Source organism: Streptomyces sp. NPDC048604, from assembly GCF_043199435.1.
Lineage (GTDB): Bacteria > Actinomycetota > Actinomycetes > Streptomycetales > Streptomycetaceae > Streptomyces.
Genome location: NZ_JBICVX010000005.1, coordinates 258,402 through 280,548, shown reverse-complemented (window position 1 = coordinate 280,548; position 22,147 = coordinate 258,402). Strand labels below are relative to the sequence as shown.

General features: G+C 68.3%; 32 protein-coding genes. 27 read left to right on the top strand and 5 right to left on the bottom strand.

The window, feature by feature from the left end; all coding sequences use genetic code 11:
* Position 1 precedes the first annotated feature (1 nt).
* The 23 genes from rplP to truA all read left to right on the top strand — a co-directional run bounded on the left by rplP (position 2) and on the right by truA (position 12,865).
* Positions 2-421, top strand: coding sequence for a 50S ribosomal protein L16 (gene rplP / locus ACGFMM_RS13050; protein ID WP_393645947.1), 420 nt, complete (start codon positions 2-4; stop codon positions 419-421).
* On the top strand, positions 421-645 hold the full coding sequence (rpmC, locus tag ACGFMM_RS13045) for a 50S ribosomal protein L29 (RefSeq protein WP_030759371.1): 225 nt from the start codon (positions 421-423) through the stop codon (positions 643-645). Before rplP ends, rpmC begins: the two co-directional genes overlap by 1 nt.
* Positions 645-929, top strand: coding sequence for a 30S ribosomal protein S17 (rpsQ, locus tag ACGFMM_RS13040; protein ID WP_318103813.1), 285 nt, complete (start codon positions 645-647; stop codon positions 927-929). Before rpmC ends, rpsQ begins: the two co-directional genes overlap by 1 nt.
* A 101-nt stretch (positions 930-1,030) precedes the next feature.
* Positions 1,031-1,399: a 50S ribosomal protein L14 gene (gene rplN / locus ACGFMM_RS13035; RefSeq protein WP_003956455.1), complete on the top strand. Its 369-nt coding sequence runs from the start codon at positions 1,031-1,033 to the stop codon at positions 1,397-1,399.
* 2 nt (positions 1,400-1,401) lie between these two features.
* On the top strand, positions 1,402-1,713 hold the full coding sequence (gene rplX, locus ACGFMM_RS13030) for a 50S ribosomal protein L24 (RefSeq protein WP_393645944.1): 312 nt from the start codon (positions 1,402-1,404) through the stop codon (positions 1,711-1,713).
* A complete protein-coding gene (gene rplE / locus ACGFMM_RS13025) occupies positions 1,713-2,270 on the top strand; it encodes a 50S ribosomal protein L5 (RefSeq protein WP_393645942.1) in 558 nt (185 codons plus the stop codon). Before rplX ends, rplE begins: the two co-directional genes overlap by 1 nt.
* Positions 2,271-2,275: 5 nt before the next feature.
* Positions 2,276-2,461 (top strand): type Z 30S ribosomal protein S14, encoded by a 186-nt coding sequence (locus tag ACGFMM_RS13020; RefSeq protein WP_003956452.1) that lies wholly within the window; start codon positions 2,276-2,278, stop codon positions 2,459-2,461.
* A 222-nt stretch (positions 2,462-2,683) separates the two neighbouring features.
* Positions 2,684-3,082: a 30S ribosomal protein S8 gene (gene rpsH / locus ACGFMM_RS13015; RefSeq protein ID WP_393645940.1), complete on the top strand. Its 399-nt coding sequence runs from the start codon at positions 2,684-2,686 to the stop codon at positions 3,080-3,082.
* A gap of 21 nt (positions 3,083-3,103) precedes the next feature.
* Positions 3,104-3,643, top strand: a complete 540-nt coding sequence (gene rplF, locus ACGFMM_RS13010; RefSeq protein ID WP_393645938.1) for a 50S ribosomal protein L6 — start codon at positions 3,104-3,106, stop codon at positions 3,641-3,643.
* Between the two features lie 3 nt (positions 3,644-3,646).
* Positions 3,647-4,030 carry a 50S ribosomal protein L18 gene (rplR, locus tag ACGFMM_RS13005; protein ID WP_393645936.1) on the top strand — a complete coding sequence of 128 codons (384 nt, stop codon included), beginning with the start codon at positions 3,647-3,649 and terminating at the stop codon, positions 4,028-4,030.
* Between the two features lie 45 nt (positions 4,031-4,075).
* Positions 4,076-4,681: a 30S ribosomal protein S5 gene (gene rpsE, locus ACGFMM_RS13000; protein WP_393645934.1), complete on the top strand. Its 606-nt coding sequence runs from the start codon at positions 4,076-4,078 to the stop codon at positions 4,679-4,681.
* A complete protein-coding gene (rpmD, locus tag ACGFMM_RS12995; RefSeq protein WP_005313525.1) occupies positions 4,681-4,863 on the top strand; it encodes a 50S ribosomal protein L30 in 183 nt (60 codons plus the stop codon). The genes rpsE and rpmD overlap by 1 nt, the downstream gene beginning before the upstream one ends.
* Position 4,864: 1 nt before the next feature.
* Positions 4,865-5,320, top strand: a complete 456-nt coding sequence (rplO, locus tag ACGFMM_RS12990) for a 50S ribosomal protein L15 (protein WP_393645932.1) — start codon at positions 4,865-4,867, stop codon at positions 5,318-5,320.
* A 348-nt stretch (positions 5,321-5,668) separates the two neighbouring features.
* Positions 5,669-6,988: a preprotein translocase subunit SecY gene (gene secY / locus ACGFMM_RS12985; RefSeq protein WP_393645930.1), complete on the top strand. Its 1,320-nt coding sequence runs from the start codon at positions 5,669-5,671 to the stop codon at positions 6,986-6,988.
* Positions 6,988-7,635 carry an adenylate kinase gene (locus ACGFMM_RS12980; protein WP_393645928.1) on the top strand — a complete coding sequence of 216 codons (648 nt, stop codon included), beginning with the start codon at positions 6,988-6,990 and terminating at the stop codon, positions 7,633-7,635. The genes secY and ACGFMM_RS12980 overlap by 1 nt, the downstream gene beginning before the upstream one ends.
* A gap of 98 nt (positions 7,636-7,733) precedes the next feature.
* A complete protein-coding gene (gene map / locus ACGFMM_RS12975; RefSeq protein WP_393645926.1) occupies positions 7,734-8,591 on the top strand; it encodes a type I methionyl aminopeptidase in 858 nt (285 codons plus the stop codon).
* A gap of 187 nt (positions 8,592-8,778) precedes the next feature.
* Positions 8,779-9,000 carry a translation initiation factor IF-1 gene (gene infA, locus ACGFMM_RS12970; RefSeq protein ID WP_003956442.1) on the top strand — a complete coding sequence of 74 codons (222 nt, stop codon included), beginning with the start codon at positions 8,779-8,781 and terminating at the stop codon, positions 8,998-9,000.
* Between the two features lie 61 nt (positions 9,001-9,061).
* On the top strand, positions 9,062-9,175 hold the full coding sequence (gene rpmJ, locus ACGFMM_RS12965) for a 50S ribosomal protein L36 (protein WP_003956441.1): 114 nt from the start codon (positions 9,062-9,064) through the stop codon (positions 9,173-9,175).
* Positions 9,176-9,361: 186 nt separating this feature from the next.
* Positions 9,362-9,742: a 30S ribosomal protein S13 gene (gene rpsM / locus ACGFMM_RS12960; RefSeq protein WP_384421354.1), complete on the top strand. Its 381-nt coding sequence runs from the start codon at positions 9,362-9,364 to the stop codon at positions 9,740-9,742.
* Positions 9,743-9,807: 65 nt separating this feature from the next.
* Entirely contained in the window at positions 9,808-10,212 is a 405-nt protein-coding gene (gene rpsK / locus ACGFMM_RS12955; protein ID WP_017949643.1) for a 30S ribosomal protein S11, read from the top strand.
* 130 nt (positions 10,213-10,342) lie between these two features.
* Positions 10,343-11,365: a DNA-directed RNA polymerase subunit alpha gene (locus tag ACGFMM_RS12950; protein WP_003956430.1), complete on the top strand. Its 1,023-nt coding sequence runs from the start codon at positions 10,343-10,345 to the stop codon at positions 11,363-11,365.
* Positions 11,366-11,445: 80 nt separating this feature from the next.
* Positions 11,446-11,916 (top strand): 50S ribosomal protein L17, encoded by a 471-nt coding sequence (rplQ, locus tag ACGFMM_RS12945; RefSeq protein WP_393645925.1) that lies wholly within the window; start codon positions 11,446-11,448, stop codon positions 11,914-11,916.
* 88 nt (positions 11,917-12,004) lie between these two features.
* Complete coding sequence (gene truA / locus ACGFMM_RS12940) at positions 12,005-12,865, top strand: tRNA pseudouridine(38-40) synthase TruA (RefSeq protein WP_393645924.1); 861 nt, start codon at positions 12,005-12,007, stop codon at positions 12,863-12,865.
* Here the strand turns inward: truA and ACGFMM_RS12935 are convergent.
* Positions 12,833-13,777: a hypothetical protein gene (locus ACGFMM_RS12935; protein WP_393645922.1), complete on the bottom strand. Its 945-nt coding sequence runs from the start codon at positions 13,775-13,777 to the stop codon at positions 12,833-12,835. The genes truA and ACGFMM_RS12935 overlap by 33 nt on opposite strands.
* Positions 13,778-13,824: 47 nt before the next feature.
* Between ACGFMM_RS12935 and ACGFMM_RS12930 the strand changes: the two genes are divergently transcribed.
* The 4 genes from ACGFMM_RS12930 to glmM all read left to right on the top strand — a co-directional run bounded on the left by ACGFMM_RS12930 (position 13,825) and on the right by glmM (position 18,194).
* Positions 13,825-15,456: an ABC-F family ATP-binding cassette domain-containing protein gene (locus ACGFMM_RS12930; protein ID WP_393646304.1), complete on the top strand. Its 1,632-nt coding sequence runs from the start codon at positions 13,825-13,827 to the stop codon at positions 15,454-15,456.
* Between the two features lie 227 nt (positions 15,457-15,683).
* The gene (gene rplM / locus ACGFMM_RS12925) at positions 15,684-16,127 is read left to right on the top strand and encodes a 50S ribosomal protein L13 (RefSeq protein WP_033201974.1); all 444 of its coding nucleotides are present in this window, start codon (positions 15,684-15,686) and stop codon (positions 16,125-16,127) included.
* Between the two features lie 44 nt (positions 16,128-16,171).
* Positions 16,172-16,684, top strand: a complete 513-nt coding sequence (gene rpsI, locus ACGFMM_RS12920) for a 30S ribosomal protein S9 (protein WP_393645921.1) — start codon at positions 16,172-16,174, stop codon at positions 16,682-16,684.
* Positions 16,685-16,835: 151 nt separating this feature from the next.
* Positions 16,836-18,194 (top strand): phosphoglucosamine mutase, encoded by a 1,359-nt coding sequence (gene glmM / locus ACGFMM_RS12915; RefSeq protein WP_393645919.1) that lies wholly within the window; start codon positions 16,836-16,838, stop codon positions 18,192-18,194.
* Between the two features lie 30 nt (positions 18,195-18,224).
* Here the strand turns inward: glmM and ACGFMM_RS12910 are convergent, their stop codons facing one another.
* The 4 genes from ACGFMM_RS12910 to ACGFMM_RS12895 all read right to left on the bottom strand — a co-directional run bounded on the left by ACGFMM_RS12910 (position 18,225) and on the right by ACGFMM_RS12895 (position 22,127).
* Positions 18,225-19,172: a TIGR00341 family protein gene (locus ACGFMM_RS12910; RefSeq protein WP_393645918.1), complete on the bottom strand. Its 948-nt coding sequence runs from the start codon at positions 19,170-19,172 to the stop codon at positions 18,225-18,227.
* Positions 19,173-19,174: 2 nt separating this feature from the next.
* On the bottom strand, positions 19,175-20,098 hold the full coding sequence (gene coaA, locus ACGFMM_RS12905) for a type I pantothenate kinase (RefSeq protein WP_393646302.1): 924 nt from the start codon (positions 20,096-20,098) through the stop codon (positions 19,175-19,177).
* Between the two features lie 251 nt (positions 20,099-20,349).
* Positions 20,350-21,141, bottom strand: a complete 792-nt coding sequence (locus ACGFMM_RS12900) for an ABC transporter permease (protein ID WP_393645916.1) — start codon at positions 21,139-21,141, stop codon at positions 20,350-20,352.
* Complete coding sequence (locus ACGFMM_RS12895; protein ID WP_393645914.1) at positions 21,138-22,127, bottom strand: ATP-binding cassette domain-containing protein; 990 nt, start codon at positions 22,125-22,127, stop codon at positions 21,138-21,140. The genes ACGFMM_RS12900 and ACGFMM_RS12895 overlap by 4 nt, the downstream gene beginning before the upstream one ends.
* Positions 22,128-22,147: the final 20 nt, after the last annotated feature.

Sequence of the window (22,147 nt, the reverse complement as noted above, 5' to 3'; positions counted from 1 at the left end):
AATGCTGATCCCCCGTAGGGTCAAGCACCGCAAGCAGCACCACCCGAAGCGCAGCGGTATGTCCAAGGGTGGCACGCAGGTTGCGTTCGGCGAGTACGGCATTCAGGCCCTCACCCCGGCCTACGTGACCAACCGCCAGATCGAGGCCGCTCGTATCGCGATGACCCGCCACATCAAGCGTGGCGGCAAGGTCTGGATCAACATCTACCCGGACCGTCCCCTCACCAAGAAGCCGGCCGAGACCCGCATGGGTTCCGGTAAGGGTTCCCCGGAGTGGTGGATCGCGAACGTCAAGCCCGGTCGGGTGATGTTCGAGCTGTCCTTCCCGAACGAGAAGATCGCACGTGAGGCTCTGACTCGCGCGGCCCACAAGCTGCCGATGAAGTGCCGGATCGTCAAGCGCGAGGCAGGTGAAGCGTGATGTCGGCCGGTACCAAGGCGTCCGAGCTGCGCGAGCTGGGCAACGAGGAGCTTGTTGCGAAGCTCCGCGAGGCCAAGGAAGAGCTGTTCAACCTCCGCTTCCAGGCGGCGACGGGCCAGCTCGAGAACCACGGCCGTCTGAAGGCGGTCCGTAAGGACATCGCCCGGATCTACACCCTCATGCGCGAGCGTGAGCTCGGCATCGAGACGGTGGAGAACGCCTGATGAGCGAGAGCAACGTGACTGAGAACAAGACCGAGCGCGGTTTCCGCAAGACCCGTGAGGGTCTGGTCGTCAGCGACAAGATGGACAAGACCGTCGTCGTCGCCGTCGAGGACCGCGTGAAGCACGCCCTGTACGGCAAGGTCATCCGCCGTACGAACAAGCTCAAGGCGCACGACGAGCAGAACGCCGCGGGTGTCGGCGACCGTGTCCTCATCATGGAGACCCGGCCGCTGTCCGCCACGAAGCGCTGGCGCATCGTCGAGATCCTCGAGAAGGCCAAGTAATCCCTCCTAGGGGGACCCCCTAGGAACAGTTCCGCCAGGCTCGGCCGGGGCCTCCTCGTGAAGCCCCGGCCGGGAACCGGCAGACAAATCAGGAGATAGACGTGATCCAGCAGGAGTCGCGGCTTCGCGTCGCCGACAACACTGGTGCCAAGGAGATCCTTTGCATCCGTGTTCTCGGTGGCTCGGGCCGCCGCTACGCGGGCATCGGTGACGTCATCGTCGCCACCGTCAAGGACGCGATCCCCGGTGGCAACGTGAAGAAGGGTGACGTCGTCAAGGCGGTCATCGTTCGCACCGTCAAGGAGCGCCGCCGCCAGGACGGCTCGTACATCCGCTTTGACGAGAACGCCGCTGTCATTCTCAAGAACGACGGCGACCCTCGCGGCACCCGCATCTTCGGCCCGGTCGGCCGTGAGCTGCGCGAGAAGAAGTTCATGAAGATCATCTCGCTCGCGCCGGAGGTGCTGTAAGCATGAAGATCAAGAAGGGCGACCTGGTCCAGGTCATCACCGGCAAGGACAAGGGCAAGCAGGGCAAGGTCATTGCCGCTTTCCCGCGCGACGAGCGTGTCCTGGTCGAGGGTGTCAACCGGGTCAAGAAGCACACGAAGGCCGGTCCCTCGCAGGCCGGCGGCATCGTGACCACCGAGGCCCCGATCCACGTGAGCAACGTTCAGCTCGTCGTGGAGAAGGACGGCAAGAAGGTCGTCACGCGTGTCGGTTACCGCTTCGACGACGAGGGCAACAAGGTTCGCGTTGCCAAGCGGACGGGTGAGGACATCTGATGGCTACCACCACCACTCCGCGTCTCAAGACGAAGTACCGCGAGGAGATCGCGGGCAAGCTGCGTGACGAGTTCAAGTACGAGAACGTCATGCAGATCCCCGGCCTCGTCAAGATCGTGGTCAACATGGGTGTCGGCGACGCCGCCCGGGACTCGAAGCTCATGGACGGTGCCGTCCGTGACCTGACCACGATCACCGGTCAGAAGCCGGCCATCACCAAGGCCCGCAAGTCCATCGCGCAGTTCAAGCTGCGTGAGGGTCAGCCGATCGGTGCCCACGTCACGCTCCGTGGCGACCGCATGTGGGAGTTCCTGGACCGCACCCTGTCGCTCGCGCTGCCGCGCATCCGCGACTTCCGTGGTCTGTCCCCCAAGCAGTTCGACGGCCGTGGCAACTACACCTTCGGTCTCACGGAGCAGGTCATGTTCCACGAGATCGACCAGGACAAGATCGACCGCGTCCGGGGTATGGACATCACCGTGGTCACCACGGCGACCAACGACGAAGAGGGCCGTGCCCTTCTGCGTCACCTCGGCTTCCCGTTCAAGGAGGCGTAAGCGAGATGGCGAAGAAGGCTCTCATCGCGAAGGCTGCCCGCAAGCCCAAGTTCGGTGTGCGTGCGTACACCCGCTGCCAGCGCTGCGGTCGCCCCCACTCCGTGTACCGCAAGTTCGGCCTCTGCCGCGTGTGCCTTCGTGAGATGGCTCACCGTGGCGAGCTGCCGGGCGTGACCAAGAGCTCCTGGTAAGCACCTACTGCCCTTTGGGCGTAGGGGTTACCCGGATCTCTCGGTAGGCATAGGGGCCGGCGGAGGCCCTTCCTCACATGCCGTAGGCTTGTGGGGTTGGGCGTCCGCCGCCCGTACGACTTACTACGCCGTAGGTCCCCCGCACCGCACCCGCCCCGTCTCGGATCGGGGAGAGGGATGGTGCACCAGGAAACCCCGGCGAGAGAGGCCGAAGGCCAATTCATGACCATGACTGATCCGATCGCAGACATGCTCACGCGTCTGCGTAACGCGAACTCGGCGTACCACGACTCCGTGACGATGCCGCACAGCAAGATCAAGTCCCACATCGCGGAAATCCTCCAGCAGGAGGGCTTCATCACCGGCTGGAAGGTCGAGGACGCCGAGGTCGGCAAGAACCTCGTCGTCGACCTCAAGTTCGGTCCGAACCGTGAGCGCTCCATCGCGGGCATCAAGCGGATCTCGAAGCCGGGCCTCCGGGTTTACGCGAAGTCCACCAACCTGCCGAAGGTTCTCGGCGGTCTCGGCGTGGCGATCATCTCCACGTCCCACGGCCTCCTGACCGGCCAGCAGGCTCAGAAGAAGGGCGTGGGTGGGGAAGTCCTCGCCTACGTCTGGTAGTCGGGAACGGAGGAAAAGCCAATGTCGCGTATCGGCAAGCTCCCCATCACGGTTCCCGCCGGCGTGGACGTCACCATCGAGGGCCGCACGGTCACGGTGAAGGGTTCCAAGGGCACCCTGATCCACACCGTCGCCGCGCCGATCGAGATCGTCAAGGGCGAGGGCGACGTTCTGAACGTCACCCGTCCGAACGATGAGCGTCAGAACAAGGCCCTGCACGGCCTGTCCCGCACGCTGGTGGCCAACATGATCACCGGCGTGACCACGGGTTACGTGAAGAAGCTCGAGATCAGCGGTGTCGGTTACCGCGTCGCCGCGAAGGGCTCCAACCTGGAGTTCCAGCTCGGCTACAGCCACTCGATCCTGGTGGAGGCGCCCGAGGGCATCTCCTTCAAGGTCGAGACGCCGACCAAGTTCTCGGTCGAGGGCATCGACAAGCAGAAGGTCGGCGAGGTCGCCGCGAACATCCGCAAGCTGCGGAAGCCCGACCCGTACAAGGCCAAGGGCGTCAAGTACGAGGGCGAAGTCATCCGCCGCAAGGTCGGAAAGGCTGGTAAGTAAGCCATGGCATACGGTGTGAAGATCGCCAAGGGCGACGCTTACAAGCGCGCTGCCAAGGCGCGCCGTCACCTCCGCATCCGCAAGAGCGTGTCGGGTACGTCGGAGCGTCCGCGCCTCGTCGTGACGCGTTCCAACCGCGGTATCACCGCTCAGGTCATCGACGACCTCAAGGGTCACACCCTTGCGTCGGCGTCGCACCTGGACGCGTCGGTCCGTGGTGGCGAGGGTGACAAGTCCGCGCAGGCCAAGCAGGTCGGTGCCCTGGTCGCTGAGCGCGCCAAGGCCGCCGGCGTCGAGGCCGTCGTGTTCGACCGTGGTGGCAACAGGTACGCCGGGCGCATTGCCGCTCTGGCTGACGCCGCCCGCGAAGCCGGGCTGAAGTTCTAAGCCCCGGTTCCGGGACTAACGGACGTAACAGAGAGAGGTATTCCAATGGCTGGACCCCAGCGCCGCGGCAGCGGTGCCGGTGGCGGCGAGCGGCGGGACCGGAAGGGTCGCGACGGTGGCGCCGCTGCCGCCGAGAAGACCGCGTACGTTGAGCGCGTCGTCGCGATCAACCGCGTCGCCAAGGTTGTCAAGGGTGGTCGTCGTTTCTCCTTCACCGCGCTGGTCGTGGTGGGTGACGCTGACGGCACCGTGGGTGTCGGTTACGGCAAGGCGAAGGAGGTGCCGGCCGCCATCGCCAAGGGTGTTGAGGAGGCCAAGAAGCACTTCTTCAAGGTCCCCCGTATCCAGGGCACCATCCCGCACCCGATCCAGGGTGAGAAGGCCGCGGGCGTCGTCCTGCTGAAGCCTGCTTCCCCCGGTACCGGTGTGATCGCCGGTGGCCCGGTGCGCGCCGTTCTGGAGTGCGCCGGCGTTCACGACATCCTGTCGAAGTCGCTCGGCTCCGACAACGCGATCAACATCGTGCACGCGACCGTGGCGGCCCTCAAGGGCCTGCAGCGTCCCGAGGAGATCGCGGCTCGCCGTGGTCTGCCCCTCGAGGACGTCGCCCCCGCGGCTCTGCTCCGTGCGCGTGCGGGAGCGGGTGCGTAATGGCCCGCCTCAAGATCACGCAGACGAAGTCGTACATCGGCAGCAAGCAGAACCACCGCGACACCCTGCGTTCGCTCGGGCTCAAGCGCCTGAACGACGTGGTCGTCAAGGAGGACCGCCCCGAGTTCCGCGGAATGGTGCACACCGTCCGCCACCTCGTGACGGTCGAGGAGGTCGACTGACATGGCGGAGAACAACCCGCTGAAGGTCCACAACCTCCGTCCCGCCCCGGGCGCCAAGACCGCCAAGACCCGTGTCGGTCGTGGTGAGGCGTCGAAGGGTAAGACGGCCGGTCGTGGCACCAAGGGCACGAAGGCCCGCTACCAGGTTCCGGAGCGCTTCGAGGGTGGGCAGATGCCCCTCCACATGCGTCTCCCGAAGCTCAAGGGCTTCAAGAACCCGTTCCGCACCGAGTACCAGGTCGTGAACCTGGACAAGCTCGGCGCTCTCTACCCCGAGGGTGGAGAGGTCACGGTGGCCGACCTGGTCGCCAAGGGCGCGGTGCGCAAGAACAGCCTCGTCAAGGTGCTCGGCACCGGCGAGATCTCCGTGGCGCTGCAGGTGACGGTCGACGCCGTCTCCGGCTCCGCCAAGGAGAAGATCACCGCCGCCGGCGGTACGGTCACCGAGCTCGTCTGAGCCCCGGTGCGCCAGCACTGAAGCCTGGCCGGCTCCCCTTCGGGGGAGCCGGCCAGGCTTTTTTCATGTCTGCCCCAGGGGTCACTCGTCCGGGTGTTCCTCGGGCCGCCCGTACGCCCACGGACCCGACGAAACGCACATACCCCCAGTCGACGCGTTTGCCCATGGCTGAACCGCCGTTGACGTGCCCAGGAGACGTTTCCCGCTGGCTGTGGGGGCGGGTATGGTAGCGGCTGTTAGCTTGCCCGGCAGTCTGCGCTCACCCGCGTACGGCTGCCGTGTTCCATACCCCGCTCCCTTACAAACCGTCACCTCACGCGCTCTCACGCGGGGGTCGCAGGAGGCACCGTGCTCACCGCGTTCGCCCGGGCGTTCAAGACGCCCGACCTGCGCAAGAAGCTGCTCTTCACGCTCGCCATCATCGTGCTGTACCGGCTCGGAGCGCATGTCCCTGTGCCCGGCGTCGACTACTCCTCGGTCCAGCAGTGCGTGGACGAGGCGAGCCAGGGCAACAACAGCCTGTTCGGCTTGGTGAACATGTTCAGCGGCGGCGCGCTGCTGCAGATCACCATCTTCGCGCTCGGCATCATGCCGTACATCACGGCGAGCATCATCCTGCAGCTGCTCACCGTCGTCATCCCGCGCCTGGAGGCCCTGAAGAAGGAGGGCCAGTCCGGCACGGCGAAGATCACGCAGTACACGCGTTATCTGACGGTCGCGCTGGCGATCCTCCAGGGCACCGGTCTGGTCGCGACGGCCCGCACCGGAGCGCTGTTCAGCGGTTGTTCGGTCGCCGGGCAGGTCGTCCCGGATCAGTCGATCTTCGTCACTGTGACAATGGTCATCACCATGACCGCGGGTACGGCTCTGGTCATGTGGCTGGGCGAGCTCATCACCGACCGCGGTATCGGCAACGGCATGTCGATCCTGATGTTCATCTCGATCGCCGCCGGCTTCCCGGCCGCGCTGTGGAAGATCAAGCTCGAGGGCGACCTGGCCGACGGCTGGATCGAATTCGGCACCGTGATCCTCGTCGGATTCGCGATGGTCGCGCTGGTGGTCTTCGTCGAGCAGGCCCAGCGCCGCATTCCGGTGCAGTACGCGAAGCGGATGATCGGCCGCAGGTCCTACGGCGGAACGTCCACTTATATCCCTCTCAAGGTGAACCAGGCAGGTGTGATTCCTGTCATCTTCGCCTCGTCGCTGCTCTACATCCCGGCCTTGATCGCCCAGTTCTCGAACTCGACGGCCGGCTGGAAAACCTGGATCGAATCGCACTTCGTCACGGGTGACCACCCCTACTACATCGCCGCGTACTTCCTGTTGATCGTGTTCTTCGCCTTCTTCTATGTGGCGATCTCGTTCAACCCCGAGGAAGTCGCGGACAACATGAAGAAGTATGGTGGCTTCATCCCGGGTATCCGGGCTGGTCGACCTACTGCCGAGTACCTGAGCTACGTGCTCAACCGGATCACCTGGCCGGGCTCGCTGTATCTGGGTCTGATCGCTCTTGTGCCGACGATGGCGTTGGCAGGCTTCGGTGGCGCCAATGCCAACTTCCCGTTCGGCGGGACGAGCATCCTCATCATCGTGGGTGTCGGGCTGGAGACCGTGAAGCAGATCGAGAGCCAGCTCCAGCAGCGCAATTACGAAGGGTTCCTCCGCTGATGCGAATCGTCCTCGTCGGACCGCCCGGGGCCGGCAAGGGAACGCAGGCCGCGTTCCTCGCCAAGAACCTGGACATCCCTCACATCTCCACCGGCGACCTGTTCCGCGCCAACATCTCGCAGGGCACGGAGCTGGGCCTCAAGGCGAAGGCGTTCATGGACGCCGGCGACCTGGTGCCCGACGAGGTGACGATCGGGATGGCCAAGGACCGCATGGCCCAGCCGGACGCCGCGAACGGCTTCCTGCTCGACGGGTTCCCGCGCAACGTCGCCCAGGCCGAGGCGCTGGACGTCGTCCTCAAGGCCGAGGACATGCAGCTGGACGCGGTCCTGGACCTGGAGGTCCCCGAGGACGAGGTCGTGAAGCGGATCGCGGGCCGCCGCATCTGCCGCAACGACTCTTCCCACGTGTTCCACGTGGAGTACAACGCGCCGAAGACCGCGGGCGTCTGCGACGCCTGCGGCGGCGAGCTGTACCAGCGCCCGGACGACTCCGAGGAGACCGTCCGCAAGCGCCTGGAGGTCTACCACACCCAGACCGAGCCGATCATCGACTACTACCGGGCGCAGAACCTGGTCGTGACGATCACGGCGCTCGGCAAGGTGGACGAGGTCACGGCGAAGGCCATGGCCGCGCTGAAGAAGTAACCCCGGTTCGTCCGATACGGCCGTGGCTCCCCCAGGGGCGCCACGGCCGTATCGTTGTTCTCTGTCCCGTGTACGCGTAAGGAAAGGCCCCGGCCACGATGGTGCAGCTCAAGACCCCCGAGCAGATCGCGAAGATGCGCGAGGCGGGGCTGGTCGTCGCCGCCATCCATGCGGCGACCCGCGAGGCGGCCGTGCCGGGCGCCACGACGAAGGACCTGGACGAGGTCGCCCGCAAGGTGATCGCGGACCACGGCGCGAAGTCGAACTTCCTCGGGTACGGCGGCTTCCCCGCGACCATCTGCACCTCGGTGAACGAGGTCGTGGTCCACGGCATCCCCGACGAGAAGACCGTCCTCAAGGACGGCGACATCATCTCCATCGACGCCGGCGCGATCATCGACGGCTGGCACGGCGACGCCGCGTACACCGCGTTCGTCGGCACCGGTCACGCACCGGAGCTGGTCGAGCTCTCCCGGGTGACCGAGGAGTCGATGTGGGCCGGCATCGCGGCGATGAAGCTCGGCAACCGCCTGGTCGACATCTCGCGTGCGATCGAGACGTACATCAAGCGGCAGCCGCGGCCGACCGTCGGTGACCACAGCCTCGGCAAGTTCGGGATCATCGAGGACTACGGCGGCCACGGCATCGGCACCGAGATGCACATGGACCCGCACCTGCTGAACTACGTCTCGCGCAAGCGCGGCAAGGGCCCGAAGCTGGTCCCCGGCTTCTGCCTGGCGATCGAGCCGATGATCTCCCTCGGCACCCCGCGCACCGAGGTCCTCGCCGACGACTGGACGGTCATCACCACGGACGGCACCTGGTCCTCCCACTGGGAGCACTCGGTCGCCCTCACGGAGGAGGGCCCCCTGGTCCTCACCGCCGTCGACGGCGGCAAGGCGAAGCTGGCGGAGCTGGGCGTCACGGCCGCCCCGGACCCTTCCCCTAGGCCCTGAGGGCCTGGGGAGACCCCAAGGCGTAAGGCGGCCCCCTGGCTGCGTAATGATCTCCTGCGTTGGGCAGACTGGACGGATTCGTCTTTTCCAGGGGCCTGACGTAGACTGATGCGTCGGCTCTCGTGTACCCGTGTGTCCGCATACGAAGGCGAGAGTCGATCAAGGTAGCCGATTCGAAGGGCGAAGCGTGGCCAAGAAGCAAGGTGCCATCGAAATCGAGGGCACCGTGATCGAGTCCCTGCCGAACGCCATGTTCAAGGTGGAGCTCCAGAACGGTCACAAGGTCCTCGCGCACATCTCCGGCAAGATGCGGATGCACTACATCCGAATCCTCCCGGACGACCGGGTCGTCGTGGAGCTGTCTCCGTACGACCTGACGCGTGGCCGGATCGTCTACCGCTACAAGTAGATCTTGCTCGCACCCCGCCGTCGCGCGGGGGGTGGCACTGACCCGGAGAACCTCACATCCCATGAAGGTCAAGCCGAGCGTCAAGAAGATCTGCGACAAGTGCAAGGTGATCCGCCGCCACGGCCGGGTCATGGTCATCTGCGACAACCTGCGCCACAAGCAGCGCCAGGGCTGACGCACGCCGACCGACCTGCATCTCGCAGTTCTTCGCGCGACGCATAGCAATTCGTACATACGCAGAACCCGCCCAACCCGACAGGGTCGGCGACACCTCCGGCGGGGGCCGGGGACCCGATTCGTACCTCGCACGGCGGTCGGGACCGGTTCTGCGGCAGACCCCCGAGAACACAGGAGCCATTGAATGGCACGCGTTTCCGGTGTTGACATCCCGCGTGACAAGCGTGTGGTGGTCGCACTCACCTACGTCTTCGGTATCGGGCGCACCCGGTCCGAGGAGATCCTCGCCTCCACCGGCGTGAACCCGTCCACCCGTGTCCGCGACCTTGCCGAGGAAGACCTCGTCAAGATCCGCGAGTACGTGGACGCCAACCTCCAGACCGAGGGTGACCTCCGCCGTGAGATCGCCGCCGACATCCGCCGCAAGGTCGAGATCGGCTGCTACCAGGGTCTGCGTCACCGCCGTGGCCTGCCCGTCCGCGGTCAGCGCACCAGCACGAACGCTCGTACCCGCAAGGGCCCGCGTCGCGCCATCGCCGGCAAGAAGAAGCCGGGCAAGAAGTAGTCCACAGCGGACGACTGTCCACGGTCTTCGCTGTAGGACCGACCACCTCCCGTAGGAGTTAAGAGATGCCCCCCAAGGGACGTCAGGGCGCCGTCAAGAAGGTGCGCCGCAAGGAAAAGAAGAACGTCGCTCACGGCCACGCGCACATCAAGAGCACGTTCAACAACACGATCGTCTCGATCACGGACCCGTCCGGCAACGTGATCTCCTGGGCCTCCGCCGGCCACGTCGGCTTCAAGGGCTCGCGCAAGTCCACCCCGTTCGCCGCGCAGATGGCCGCCGAGTCGGCCGCGCGTCGCGCGCAGGAGCACGGCATGCGCAAGGTCGACGTCTTCGTCAAGGGTCCCGGCTCCGGCCGTGAGACCGCGATCCGCTCCCTCCAGGCCACCGGCCTCGAGGTGGGTTCGATCCAGGACGTCACCCCCACCCCGCACAACGGCTGCCGCCCGCCGAAGCGCCGCCGCGTCTGACGCAGCGGGCGCACTTGTGCGTCTTTGAGTGGCCGGGCGGTACGTCCCCATCGGGGGCGTGCCGCCCGTACCCTTGCAGTACCTGTCGGACGTCAAATAGTGGGCGTCCACAAACGAAGGAATCACAGACATGCTGATCGCTCAGCGTCCCTCGCTGACCGAAGAGGTTGTCGACGAGTACCGCTCGCGGTTCGTCATCGAGCCGCTGGAGCCGGGCTTCGGCTACACCCTCGGCAACTCCCTCCGCCGCACCCTCCTGTCGTCGATCCCCGGCGCTGCTGTCACCAGCATCCGCATCGACGGCGTCCTGCACGAGTTCACCACCGTGCCGGGCGTCAAGGAGGACGTCACCGACCTCATCCTGAACATCAAGCAGCTGGTCGTCTCCTCGGAGCACGACGAGCCGGTCGTGATGTACCTGCGCAAGCAGGGCCCGGGTCTGGTCACCGCCGCCGACATCGCGCCCCCGGCCGGTGTCGAGGTGCACAACCCCGACCTCGTCCTCGCCACGCTCAACGGCAAGGGCAAGCTGGAGATGGAGCTGACCGTCGAGCGCGGTCGCGGCTACGTCTCCGCCGTGCAGAACAAGCAGGTCGGCCAGGAGATCGGCCGTATCCCGGTCGACTCCATCTACTCGCCGGTGCTGAAGGTCACGTACAAGGTCGAGGCGACCCGTGTCGAGCAGCGCACCGACTTCGACAAGCTGATCGTCGACGTCGAGACCAAGCAGGCCATGCGCCCGCGCGACGCCATGGCGTCCGCCGGCAAGACCCTGGTCGAGCTGTTCGGTCTGGCGCGTGAGCTCAACATCGACGCCGAGGGCATCGACATGGGCCCGTCCCCGACGGACGCCGCCCTGGCCGCCGACCTCGCGCTGCCGATCGAGGAGCTCGAGCTCACCGTTCGTTCGTACAACTGCCTCAAGCGCGAGGGCATCCACTCCGTGGGTGAGCTCGTGGCGCGCTCCGAGGCCGACCTGCTCGACATCCGCAACTTCGGTGCGAAGTCGATCGACGAGGTCAAGGCGAAGCTGGCCGGCATGGGCCTGGCCCTGAAGGACAGCCCGCCCGGGTTCGACCCGACCGCCGCCGCCGACGCGTTCGGTGCGGACGACGACGCCGACGCCGGCTTCGTCGAGACCGAGCAGTACTGATAGCTGCCCGCAGGCATCCGCCTGCGGGGCCCTGACCCCGGTACCTGATACGGCCGGGGCAGATCTCAAGGAGAAACACCATGCCGCGTCCCGCCAAGGGTGCCCGTCTGGGCGGCTCCGCCGCGCACGAGAAGCTGCTCCTCGCCAACCTGGCGAAGTCGCTCTTCGAGCACGGCCGCATCACCACGACCGAGGCCAAGGCCCGCCGCCTGCGTCCGGTCGCCGAGCGCCTGATCACCAAGGCGAAGAAGGGCGACATCCACAACCGTCGCCTGGTGCTGCAGACGATCACGGACAAGGGCGTCGTCCACACGCTCTTCACCGAGATCGCCCCGCGCTACTCCGAGCGCCCGGGTGGCTACACCCGCATCACCAAGATCGGCAACCGTCGTGGCGACAACGCCCCGATGGCCGTGATCGAGCTGGTCGAGGGCGAGATCGCCAAGAAGGCGACCGTCGCCGAGGCCGAGGCCGCTGCCAAGCGCGCCGTCAAGGAGGCCGACGAGGCCGCCAAGGCCGAGGAGACCACCGAGGACGCGAAGGACGCCTGAGCGTTCTGAACGATCTCGTGGGCGGGCCCGCACCCCTCGGGGAGCGGGCCCGTTCCGCGTGTACAGAGGCATTGAGAGGATTTTCGGCGTGAGCGACGACGTGCAGCCGGGCTTCGTACGGATCAGGCTCGACCTGTCGTACGACGGCAGGGACTTCTCCGGCTGGGCCAAGCAGGCCCGCGGGCAGCGGACCGTCCAGGGCGACATCGAGGACGCCCTGCGCACCGTCACCCGGTCGAAGGAGACGTACGAGCTGACCGTCGCCGGCCGCACCGACGCCGGCGTGCACGCGCGCGGCCAGGTGGCGCATGTCGACCTGCCCGTCGAGCTGTGGCAGGAGCACCGCGAGAGGCTGCTCCGGCGGCTCGCCGGCCGCCTCGCGCACGATGTGCGGGTCTGGAGGGCCGAGGAGGCCCCGGACGGCTTCAACGCGCGATTCTCGGCCATCTGGCGCCGCTACGCCTACCGTGTCACCGACAACCCCGGCGGCGTCGACCCGCTGCTGCGCGGGCACGTCCTGTGGCACGACTGGCCGCTGGACATGGACGCCATGAACGAGGCCGCCGCCGCGCTGACCGGCGAGCGCGACTTCGCCGCGTACTGCAAGAAGCGCGAGGGCGCGACCACCATCCGGACCCTGCAGGAGCTGCGCTGGGAGCGCCGCCCGGGCGGGATCCTGGAGGCCACGGTCAAGGCCGACGCCTTCTGCCACAACATGGTCCGCTCGCTGGTCGGCGCGCTGCTCTTCGTCGGCGACGGCCACCGGCCGGCGGACTGGCCGGGCAAGGTCCTCGCGGCGGGCGTGCGGGACTCCGCGGTGCATGTCGTCCGCCCGCACGGGCTCACCCTCGAGGAGGTCGGCTACCCGGCGGACGAGCTCCTGGCCGCCCGGAACAAGGAGGCCAGGAACAAGCGGTCACTGCCCGGCGGGAGCGGTGGCTGCTGCTGAGGCCTGCATGCGGCCGCGGGCGTAGATCTGGTTGAAGACGAAGTTGCCCAGGTCGTCGCTGGCCTTGAAGACCGCGGCGTCCTTCGTGGTGACCTTCTTGCCGTCGGCGAAGCCGGCCTGGGTGAAGTACGCGTAGCGGCCGACCGCGTTCGCGCGGCGCAGGCAGACGGTGGCCCGGCAGAAGTCCTTGACGTTCCCGCCCGCCAGCGGGGCGATGCCGCCCTTGGCCTGCGCCTTGGCCTTCAGGGCCTCGGCCTCGGTGGAGAAGATCGCGACGCCGACGGTGATCGCGACGCCGTCCTTGGTGTACGTGGCCCGGATCACGCGGTCGCAGCCGTTGCGCTTCAGCACCTCGCCGAGGCCGCCCTGGCCGACGGAGGCGCAGTTCGTCGTGGAGGACGTGGGGCCCTTCGCGTACGCCCGGCCGCTCATCGTGAGCTTCTTGCCGGGGAACAGGCTCTCCGGGCTGATCGGCGCCTTGTCCTTGGACTCGCTGGAGATGTAGTCCTTCGGGTTCGGCGGGGGCGGCGGCGCGATCGAGGAGAAGGACGGCTGCGGCTCGGGGGAGTCCGTGGGGGAGAGCGACGGCGTCGGGCCGCCGTTCTTGCCGGTCGTCTCCGGGTCACCGCCGCCGGTCACGATGGCCGTGGCGACGATCGCGCCGACCACCAGGGTGGCCAGCGCGCCGCCGCCGATCATCAGCCAGCGCTTGCGGCGGGCCCGGGAGGCCGAGGCGTCGGCGAGGGCGCCCCAGTCGGGCGTCGGCCCGCCGGAGCCGAACGGCTGCTGTTGCTGCTGCCCCCCGAAGGGCTGCTGTCCGAACGGCTGCTGCTGCTGTCCGCCGAACGGCTGCTGACCCTGCTGCTGCCCGTGCTGCGGCTGCTGCGGCCACTGCGGTCCCCCAAAGCTCATGCCGCGCATCCTAATCCGGTTGGGCGACGGCGGGTCCGCCGGTGACAATGCCCCTCATGGGACATGTCGAGGCCGCGCATCTGGAGTACTACCTTCCCGACGGGAGGGTGCTGCTCGGCGACGCCTCCTTCAGGGTCGGTGAGGGCGCGGTCGTCGCGCTGGTCGGCGCCAACGGCGCCGGCAAGACGACGCTGCTGCGGATGATCGCCGGAGAGCTCCAGCCGCACGGCGGCTCCGTCAACGTCAGCGGCGGGCTCGGTGTGATGCCGCAGTTCGTCGGCTCGGTGCGGGACGAGTCCACCGTCCGCGACCTGCTGGTCTCCGTCGCGCAGCCGCGCATCCGGGACGCCGCGAAGGCCGTCGACGCGGCCGAGCACCTGATCATGACCGTGGACGACGAGGCCGCGCAGATGGCGTACGCGCAGGCGCTCAGCGACTGGGCCGAGGTCCAGGGCTACGAGGCCGAGACCGTCTGGGACATCTGCACCATGGCCGCGCTGGGCGTGCCGTACGAGAAGGCCCAGTTCCGGCAGGTCCGCACGCTCAGCGGCGGCGAGCAGAAGCGGCTGGTCCTGGAGTCGCTGCTGCGCGGCCCGGACGAGGTCCTGCTGCTCGACGAGCCGGACAACTACCTCGACGTGCCGGGCAAGCGGTGGCTGGAGGAGCGGCTGCGGGAGACCCGTAAGACGGTGCTGTTCATCTCGCACGACCGGGAGCTGCTGTCCCGGGCCGCGCAGAAGATCATCGCCGTGGAGCCCGGACCGGCCGGCTCCGACGTGTGGGTGCACGGCGGCGGCTTCGCCACCTTCCACGAGGCGCGGCGGGAGCGGTTCGCCCGCTTCGAGGAGCTGAAGCGGCGTTGGGAGGAGAAGCACGCCCAGCTGAAGAAGCTGGTGGTCACCCTGCGGCAGGCGGCCGCGGTCAGCCACGAGATGGCCTCGCGCTACGCGGCGGCGCAGACCCGCCTGCGGAAGTACGAGGAGGCCGGCCCGCCTCCGGAGCCGCCGCGCGAGCAGGACATCCGGATGCGACTGCGCGGCGGCCGTACCGGCGTGAGGGCCGTCACGGTCGAGAACCTGGAGCTCACCGGCCTGATGAAGCCGTTCTCCCTGGAGATCTTCTACGGCGAGCGGGTCGCGGTCCTCGGTTCGAACGGCTCCGGCAAGTCGCACTTCCTGCGGCTCCTCGCGGGCGACGAGAGCGTCGCGCACACGGGTACGTGGAAGCTGGGCGCCCGCGTCGTCCCCGGCCACTTCGCGCAGACCCACGCGCACCCCGAGCTCTTCGGCCGGACGCTGGTCGACATCCTGTGGACCGAGCACGCCAAGGACCGCGGCGGCGCCATGTCCGTACTGCGCCGCTACGAGCTGGAGCGCCAGGGCGACCAGCCGTTCGACAAGCTCTCCGGCGGCCAGCAGGCCCGCTTCCAGATTCTGCTGCTGGAGCTGGCCGGCACGACGGCGTTGTTGCTGGACGAGCCGACGGACAACCTGGACCTTGAGTCGGCGGAGGCGCTGCAGGACGGTCTGGAGTCGTACGACGGCACGGTGCTGGCGGTCACGCACGACCGCTGGTTCGCGAAGTCCTTCGACCGGTTCCTGGTCTTCGGCTCGGACGGGGTCGTACGGGAGACGTCCGAGCCGGTGTGGGACGAGCGGCGGGTCGAGCGGGTGCGCTGACCTGGGGTCTCGCGGCGTTTTGACCCGTCGGGGGTGGCGCGGGTACTGTTGCGGTTTGTTATGCGTAGTGGCTTCGTCGTTCTCACGCGACGAGCCCTTACGCAGGTTCCCTGGAGCAGTTACCAGTGGCTCGCATACGGGCAGTGTTCCCGGCAGTGCAGGCCCCAGCTGCATGATCGCTTCAGGTGTGTCTGGATTCCATCCACTGAAGAAGCGAAGGCTACGAAGTGCGTACGTACAGCCCCAAGCCCGGCGATGTCACTCGCCAGTGGCACATCATCGACGCGCAGGACGTTGTCCTGGGCCGTCTGGCGACCACGGCTGCGAACCTCCTCCGGGGTAAGCACAAGCCGGTCTACGCGCCCCACATGGACATGGGCGACTTTGTCATCATCATCAACGCTGACAAGGTGCACCTGTCCGGCAACAAGAAGACCCAGAAGCTGGCCTACCGCCACTCCGGCTTCCCGGGTGGTCTGCGCTCCGTCCGTTACGACGAGCTGCTGGACAAGAACCCCGAGAAGGCCGTCGAGAAGGCCATCAAGGGCATGATCCCCAAGAACTCCCTGGGCCGTCAGATGATCTCGAAGCTGAAGGTCTACGCGGGCGAGAACCACCCGCACGCTGCGCAGCAGCCGGTTCCGTTCGAGATCACCCAGGTCGCGCAGTAGTTCCGGCCACACCCCCTAAGAACGAAAGAAATCTGAGGAGCATCGTGGCCGAGACCACCCCTGAGACCCCCGTCGACGAGTTCGAGGGCGTCGAGGAGTACACCACCGAGACCGAGGTCGTCGAGGGTGACTACACCTCCGAGTCCCTCGCGTCGCGCTTCGGCGACCCGCAGCCGGCCGCCGGCCTGGGCCGTCGCAAGAACGCCATCGCCCGCGTCCGGATCGTCCCGGGCACCGGCAAGTGGAAGATCAACGGGCGTACGCTCGAGGACTACTTCCCGAACAAGGTCCACCAGCAGGAAGTCAACGAGCCCTTCAAGGTGCTCGAGCTCGACGACCGCTACGACGTCATCGCCCGCATCTCGGGTGGCGGCGTCTCCGGCCAGGCCGGCGCCCTGCGCCTCGGTGTGGCCCGCGCCCTCAACGAGGCCGACGTGGACAACAACCGCGGCCCGCTGAAGAAGGCCGGCTTCCTCTCCCGTGACGACCGTGCGGTCGAGCGGAAGAAGGCCGGTCTCAAGAAGGCCCGTAAGGCCCCGCAGTACAGCAAGCGCTAACCGCCTGCTCGGACTGCTTGTACGTACGCCCCGGCGGCACTTCCCGTGCTGCCGGGGCGTACGTCTTTTCTTCACTTTGGGCGGGTTCGGCCGTACAACGGAACCGAGCGCTCAGGGGATTGCACTGACGGAGCATTTTCGGAGGACAGCTGTGGGACGACTCTTCGGCACGGACGGCGTGCGCGGTGAGGCCAACGCGGATCTGACGGCGGAGCTGGCGCTCGGTCTGTCGGTCGCGGCGGCACACGTGCTCGCCGAGGCGGGCACCTTCGAGGGACATCGGCCGACGGCCGTGGTCGGCCGTGACCCGCGTGCGTCGGGAGAGTTCCTGGAGGCCGCCGTCGTGGCCGGCCTCGCGAGCGCGGGCGTCGACGTGCTGCGCGTCGGCGTGCTGCCCACGCCGGCCGTGGCGTACCTCACCGGCGCGCTCGGCGCCGACCTCGGCGTCATGCTGTCCGCCAGCCACAACGCCATGCCCGACAACGGCATCAAGTTCTTCGCCCGCGGCGGCCACAAGCTCGCCGACGAGCTCGAGGACCGCATCGAGACCGTCTACGAGGAGCACCGCACCGGCGCCCCGTGGCAGCGCCCGACCGGCGCCGGCGTGGGCCGGGTCCGCGACTACGACGAGGGCTTCGACAAGTACGTCGCCCACCTCATCGGCGTCCTGCCGAACCGGCTCGACGGCCTGAAGATCGTCCTGGACGAGGCGCACGGCGCCGCCGCCCGCGTCTCGCCCGAGGCGTTCGCCCGGGCCGGCGCCCAGATCGTCACCATCGGCGCGGAGCCCGACGGCCTCAACATCAACGACGGCTGCGGCTCCACCCACCTCGGTCTGCTGAAGGCCGCTGTCGTCGAGCACGGGGCGCACCTCGGCATCGCCCACGACGGTGACGCCGACCGCTGCCTCGCCGTGGACGCCGACGGCAACGAGGTCGACGGCGACCAGATCCTCGCGGTGCTCGCCCTCGCCATGCGCGAGGCCGGCACGCTGCGCGGGGACACCGTCGTGGCGACCGTGATGTCCAACCTCGGTTTCAAGCTGGCGATGGAGCGGGAGGGTCTCTCGCTGGTGCAGACCGCGGTCGGCGACCGGTACGTCCTGGAGTCGATGAAGGAGCACGGCTACGCCCTCGGCGGCGAGCAGTCCGGCCACGTCATCGTCCTCGACCACGCCACCACCGGCGACGGCACCCTGACCGGTCTGATGCTGGCGGCCCGGGTCGCGGCGACCGGCCGGTCCCTCGCCGAGCTGGTCGCGGTGATGGAGCGGCTGCCGCAGGTCCTCGTCAACGTGCCGGACGTCGACAAGTCCCGCGTGAAGACCTCCGCCGAGCTGGCCTCCGCCGTCGCCGACGCCGAGCGCGAGCTGGGCGAGACCGGCCGGGTGCTGCTGCGCCCCTCCGGCACGGAGCCGCTCGTCCGCGTCATGGTCGAGGCCGCGGACCTCGAGCAGGCCCGCTCGGTCGCCGGCCGGCTGGCGGACGTGGTGAAGTCGGCGCTCGGCTAGGTCCTGTCCGGCGGGGCCTGTCCGGCTCCGTCAGCGTTTCGTGGGGCGGACCCAGTGCCCGCGCTGGGTCCGCCACAGCAGTTTCTGCCCGTACAGGGTCAGCACGCCGGCGAGCATGATGCCGAACAGGTTGAGCAGCAGCTGCTCGATGGAGCCCCACATCTGGCCGAACTGCCCGTAGCTGAGCGCCACGGCGGCGTTCGCGCCCGCGGGCACGGTCGTCACCGAGATCGCCACGCCGACCAGCGCCCCGGACTTCGACGAGGTCAGCGAGAGGACTCCGGCGATGCCGGCGAGCACCGCGACCACGAACGAGAACGGGTCCGGCTGCCAGATGAAGCTGGTGTTGGGCCGGTCGGCGTCCAACTGCTCCACGCTGAACAGGTCCAGCGCGTCCATGCCGAGGCTGAACACGGTCGTCGCGACGATCGCCGCGGCGAATCCGATGAGCAGCGCGGACAGCGAACGCACGGCCAGTTTCGGATGCCGCTGCACGACGGCGGTGCAGACGCCCGCGAGCGGGCCGAACTCCGGGCCGACGGCCATCGCGCCCACGATCAGGACCGCGTTGTCGAGCACCACACCGCAGGCCGCGATCATCGTCGCGAGGATCATGAACGCGGAGTACGTGATGGTGAGCGTCGACTCCTCGTGGGTCGCCTCGGTGAGCTGCTCCCAGATGACCGCGTCCGCGGCCTCGCCGGGCGCCTCCTCCTCGGCCGCCTCGGCGCGCGTCGACAGCGAGAAGTCGATGTTCTCGACGGCGATGGAGCCGTCCTGATCGATCCTCAGCTCCCGCAGTCCGTGCAGGAGTTCGTCACCGGCCTCGCGCGCCACGTCGCACAGCACGAGATCCCCGGCCGGGTCGCGGGCGGCGCCCGGCAGCACGACCACGTGGGTGGTGCCCACGGTCCGCTCGATGAGCCCCACGGCCTCGTCGGTGCGGTCGGGCGGGACGATCAGCCTGAGATGCAGCATGCTCAGAGCTTACGGAGGCTCAGTCGCTGGACCTTGTGATCGGGGCCTTTGCGCAGGACGAGCGTCGCACGGCCGCGGGTGGGGGCCACGTTCTCAAGGAGGTTCACCTTGTTGACGGTCCGCCACATCGTGCGGGCGTAGTCCAGGGCCTCCTCCTCGGAGACCTGGGTCCAGCGCCGGAAGTACGAGGACGGGTCCTGGAACGCGGTCTGGCGCAGCTTGCGGAACCGGTTGAGGTACCACTGCTCGATGTCCTCGGCGCGGGCGTCCACGTACACCGAGAAGTCGAAGTAGTCCGCGAGGCCGACGCGGGTGCGGCCGTCCTTGCCGGGCAGGGCCGGCTGGAGCACGTTCAGCCCCTCGACGATGAGGATGTCGGGGCGGCGCACGACGAGCTGGTCGCCGGGGACGCGGTCGTAGATGAGGTGCGAGTAGACGGGGGCGGTGACCTCGTCCTTGCCGGCCTTGATGTCGGCGACGAACCGGGTGAGCGCCCGCCGGTCGTACGACTCGGGGAAGCCCTTGCGCGACATCAGCCCGCGCGCCTTCAGCTCCTCCATCGGGTACAGGAACCCGTCGGTGGTGATCCGCTCCACCCGCGGGTGCTCGGGCCAGCGGGCGAGCAGTGCCTCGAGGAGACGGGCGACGGTGGACTTGCCGACCGCCACGGAGCCGGCGACCCCTATGACGAAGGGCGTGCCGCGCTGCTCGCCCCGCTCGCCGAGGAAGGTGTTCAGGGCGCCGCGCAGTCCGCTGGTGGCCTGCACGTACAGGTTGAGCAGCCGGGACAGCGGCAGGTAGATGTCACGGACCTCGTCGAGGTCGATGACATCGCCGAGCCCGCGCAGCTGCTCGACCTCGCCGGCGGTCAGGGGCAGCGGCGTCTTGTCCCGCAGCGCGCTCCATTCCGTCCGGGTGAGGTCCACGTACGGGGTGGCCTCGGCCCGCGGCTTGGAGCCGGCGCCATTGCCGGTACCGCCGTTCGAGCCCTGCGTCGACGTTGTGATCACCTGGCCATTGTCGGGGGTGCGGGGGAGTCGTGGGGGGTGGGGTGGGTCACGTGGCGGAGCGGGGGTGCGCGGGGAAAGCGGAAGGGGCGGCGTACCTCGACGTGGTGTCGGTGTACGCCGCCCTCGGGTGGGACGTGTGGCGGGTGCGGCCCGCGCGGTCACTGCGGTTACTTCGGGTCGTCGTTGAACCTCTTGGTCGACCAGACGTAGCCGAGGACCGCGAGTCCGGCGCACCAGGCCAGGGCGAGCCAGCCGTTGTGGCCGATCTCGGTGCCGAGCAGCAGGCCGCGCAGGGTCTCGATGGCCGGGGTGAAGGGCTGGTACGCGGCGATCGGCTGGAACCAGCCCGGCATCGCGTCGACCGGGACGAAGGTGCTGGAGATCAGCGGCAGGAAGATCAGCGGCATGGCGTTGTTGCTGGCGGCCTCCGCGTTCGGGCTGACCAGGCCCATGCCGACGGCGATCCAGGTGAGCGCCGTGGCGAAGAGGACGAGCAGTCCGAAGGCCGCGAGCCATTCCAGGACGGAGGCGTCGTGGGAGCGGAAGCCGATGGCCACGCCGACGGCGCCGACGAGGACCACGCTGACGATCGACTGCAGCACGCTGCCGACGACGTGCCCGACGAGCACCGAGCCGCGGTGGATCGCCATGCTGCGGAAGCGGGCGATGATGCCCTCGGTCATGTCGTTGGAGACGGAGACCGCGGTGCCGACGGTCGTGCTGCCGATGGTCATGAGCAGCAGACCCGGGACGAGGTACGCGATGTACTCGGCGCGGTCGGCGCCGCCGCCGCCCATGCCCGCGCTCATGGTGTCGCCGAAGATGTAGACGAACAGCAGGAGCAGCATGATCGGCGTGAGCAGCAGGTTCAGCGTGAGCGACGGGTAGCGCCGGGCGTGCAGGAGGTTGCGGCGCAGCATGGTGCCGGAGTCGCGGACGGCGAGGGAGAGGGAGCTCATCGGACGGCCTCCGTGGACGAGTCGGTCTGGGCGGACGGGGCGGACTGGGCGGGGATGTCGGTGGTGCCGGTCAGGGCGAAGAAGACGTCGTCGAGGTCGGGGGTGTGCACGGTCAGCTCGTCGGCCTCGAGGCCGGCCGCGTACAGCCGGTCGAGGAGCGAGCGCAGGGCGCGCTGACTGCCGTCGGAGGGGTGCTGAAGGACGAGGGCCTCGTCGTCCCGGGCGGCCTCGGCGAGGACGGAGGCGGCGGTTCGGTATGTGGCCGGGTCGGTGAAGCGGAGCCGGACGTGCCCGCCCGGGACGAGCCGCTTCAGCTCCTCGGCGGTGCCCTCGGCGGCGATCTTCCCGCCGTGGAGCACGGCGATGCGGTCCGCGAGCTCGTCGGCCTCCTCCAGGTACTGGGTGGTGAGGAAGACGGTGACGCCGCCGGTGACGAGCTCCCGGATGATCTGCCACATGTTGTGACGGGAGCGCGGGTCGAGGCCGGTGGTGGGCTCGTCGAGGAAGATGATCCGCGGGTCGCCGACCAGGGTCATCGCGATGTCGAGGCGGCGCTTCATGCCGCCGGAGTAGGTGGAGGCCGGCTTCTTGGCGGCCTCGGTGAGGTCGAAGCGTGCGAGCAGTTCGGCGGTGACGCGGCGGCCCTCGGCCTTGGACAGGTGGTGCAGGTCGGCCATGAGGAGCATGTTCTCCTCGCCGGTGATCAGCCCGTCGACGGCGGAGAACTGTCCGGTGACGCCGATCGCGGCGCGTACGGCCTGCGGGGCGGCGGCGAGGTCGTGGCCCCCGATCCGGATGGCGCCGCTGCCGGGGCCGGGGGAGATGAGCGTGGAGAGGATCTTGACCGCGGTCGTCTTGCCGGCGCCGTTCGGGCCGAGCAGGGAGAAGATCGTCCCTTCCGGGACGGCCAGGTCGACTCCGTCGAGGACGGTCTTGTCCCCGTAGGACTTGCGCAGCCCGTGTGCCGCGATGGCGAGCTCGGTCATGAGAGGTACCCCCTGTGGAT

Bases quoted from the DNA above. Each gene is read 5' to 3' on its own strand.
- ACGFMM_RS12950 (WP_003956430.1), top strand. From the start codon at position 10,343: ATGCTGATCGCTCAGCGTCCCTCGCTGACCGAAGAGGTTGTCGACGAG.
- rplR (WP_393645936.1), top strand. From the start codon at position 3,647: ATGGCATACGGTGTGAAGATCGCCAAGGGCGACGCTTACAAGCGCGCT.
- ACGFMM_RS12980 (WP_393645928.1), top strand. From the start codon at position 6,988: ATGCGAATCGTCCTCGTCGGACCGCCCGGGGCCGGCAAGGGAACGCAG.
- ACGFMM_RS12895 (WP_393645914.1), bottom strand. From the start codon at position 22,127: ATGACCGAGCTCGCCATCGCGGCACACGGGCTGCGCAAGTCCTACGGG.
- ACGFMM_RS12930 (WP_393646304.1), top strand. From the start codon at position 13,825: ATGCCCCTCATGGGACATGTCGAGGCCGCGCATCTGGAGTACTACCTT.
- rpmC (WP_030759371.1), top strand. From the start codon at position 421: ATGTCGGCCGGTACCAAGGCGTCCGAGCTGCGCGAGCTGGGCAACGAG.
- rplP (WP_393645947.1), top strand. From the start codon at position 2: ATGCTGATCCCCCGTAGGGTCAAGCACCGCAAGCAGCACCACCCGAAG.
- rpsE (WP_393645934.1), top strand. From the start codon at position 4,076: ATGGCTGGACCCCAGCGCCGCGGCAGCGGTGCCGGTGGCGGCGAGCGG.
- rpmD (WP_005313525.1), top strand. From the start codon at position 4,681: ATGGCCCGCCTCAAGATCACGCAGACGAAGTCGTACATCGGCAGCAAG.
- rpsK (WP_017949643.1), top strand. From the start codon at position 9,808: ATGCCCCCCAAGGGACGTCAGGGCGCCGTCAAGAAGGTGCGCCGCAAG.
- rplE (WP_393645942.1), top strand. From the start codon at position 1,713: ATGGCTACCACCACCACTCCGCGTCTCAAGACGAAGTACCGCGAGGAG.
- rpmJ (WP_003956441.1), top strand. From the start codon at position 9,062: ATGAAGGTCAAGCCGAGCGTCAAGAAGATCTGCGACAAGTGCAAGGTG.
- rpsM (WP_384421354.1), top strand. From the start codon at position 9,362: ATGGCACGCGTTTCCGGTGTTGACATCCCGCGTGACAAGCGTGTGGTG.
- map (WP_393645926.1), top strand. From the start codon at position 7,734: ATGGTGCAGCTCAAGACCCCCGAGCAGATCGCGAAGATGCGCGAGGCG.
- rplQ (WP_393645925.1), top strand. From the start codon at position 11,446: ATGCCGCGTCCCGCCAAGGGTGCCCGTCTGGGCGGCTCCGCCGCGCAC.
- rplO (WP_393645932.1), top strand. From the start codon at position 4,865: ATGGCGGAGAACAACCCGCTGAAGGTCCACAACCTCCGTCCCGCCCCG.
- ACGFMM_RS12935 (WP_393645922.1), bottom strand. From the start codon at position 13,777: ATGAGCTTTGGGGGACCGCAGTGGCCGCAGCAGCCGCAGCACGGGCAG.
- ACGFMM_RS13020 (WP_003956452.1), top strand. From the start codon at position 2,276: ATGGCGAAGAAGGCTCTCATCGCGAAGGCTGCCCGCAAGCCCAAGTTC.
- rplF (WP_393645938.1), top strand. From the start codon at position 3,104: ATGTCGCGTATCGGCAAGCTCCCCATCACGGTTCCCGCCGGCGTGGAC.
- ACGFMM_RS12900 (WP_393645916.1), bottom strand. From the start codon at position 21,141: ATGAGCTCCCTCTCCCTCGCCGTCCGCGACTCCGGCACCATGCTGCGC.
- rplX (WP_393645944.1), top strand. From the start codon at position 1,402: ATGAAGATCAAGAAGGGCGACCTGGTCCAGGTCATCACCGGCAAGGAC.
- rpsH (WP_393645940.1), top strand. From the start codon at position 2,684: ATGACCATGACTGATCCGATCGCAGACATGCTCACGCGTCTGCGTAAC.
- rpsQ (WP_318103813.1), top strand. From the start codon at position 645: ATGAGCGAGAGCAACGTGACTGAGAACAAGACCGAGCGCGGTTTCCGC.
- ACGFMM_RS12910 (WP_393645918.1), bottom strand. From the start codon at position 19,172: ATGCTGCATCTCAGGCTGATCGTCCCGCCCGACCGCACCGACGAGGCC.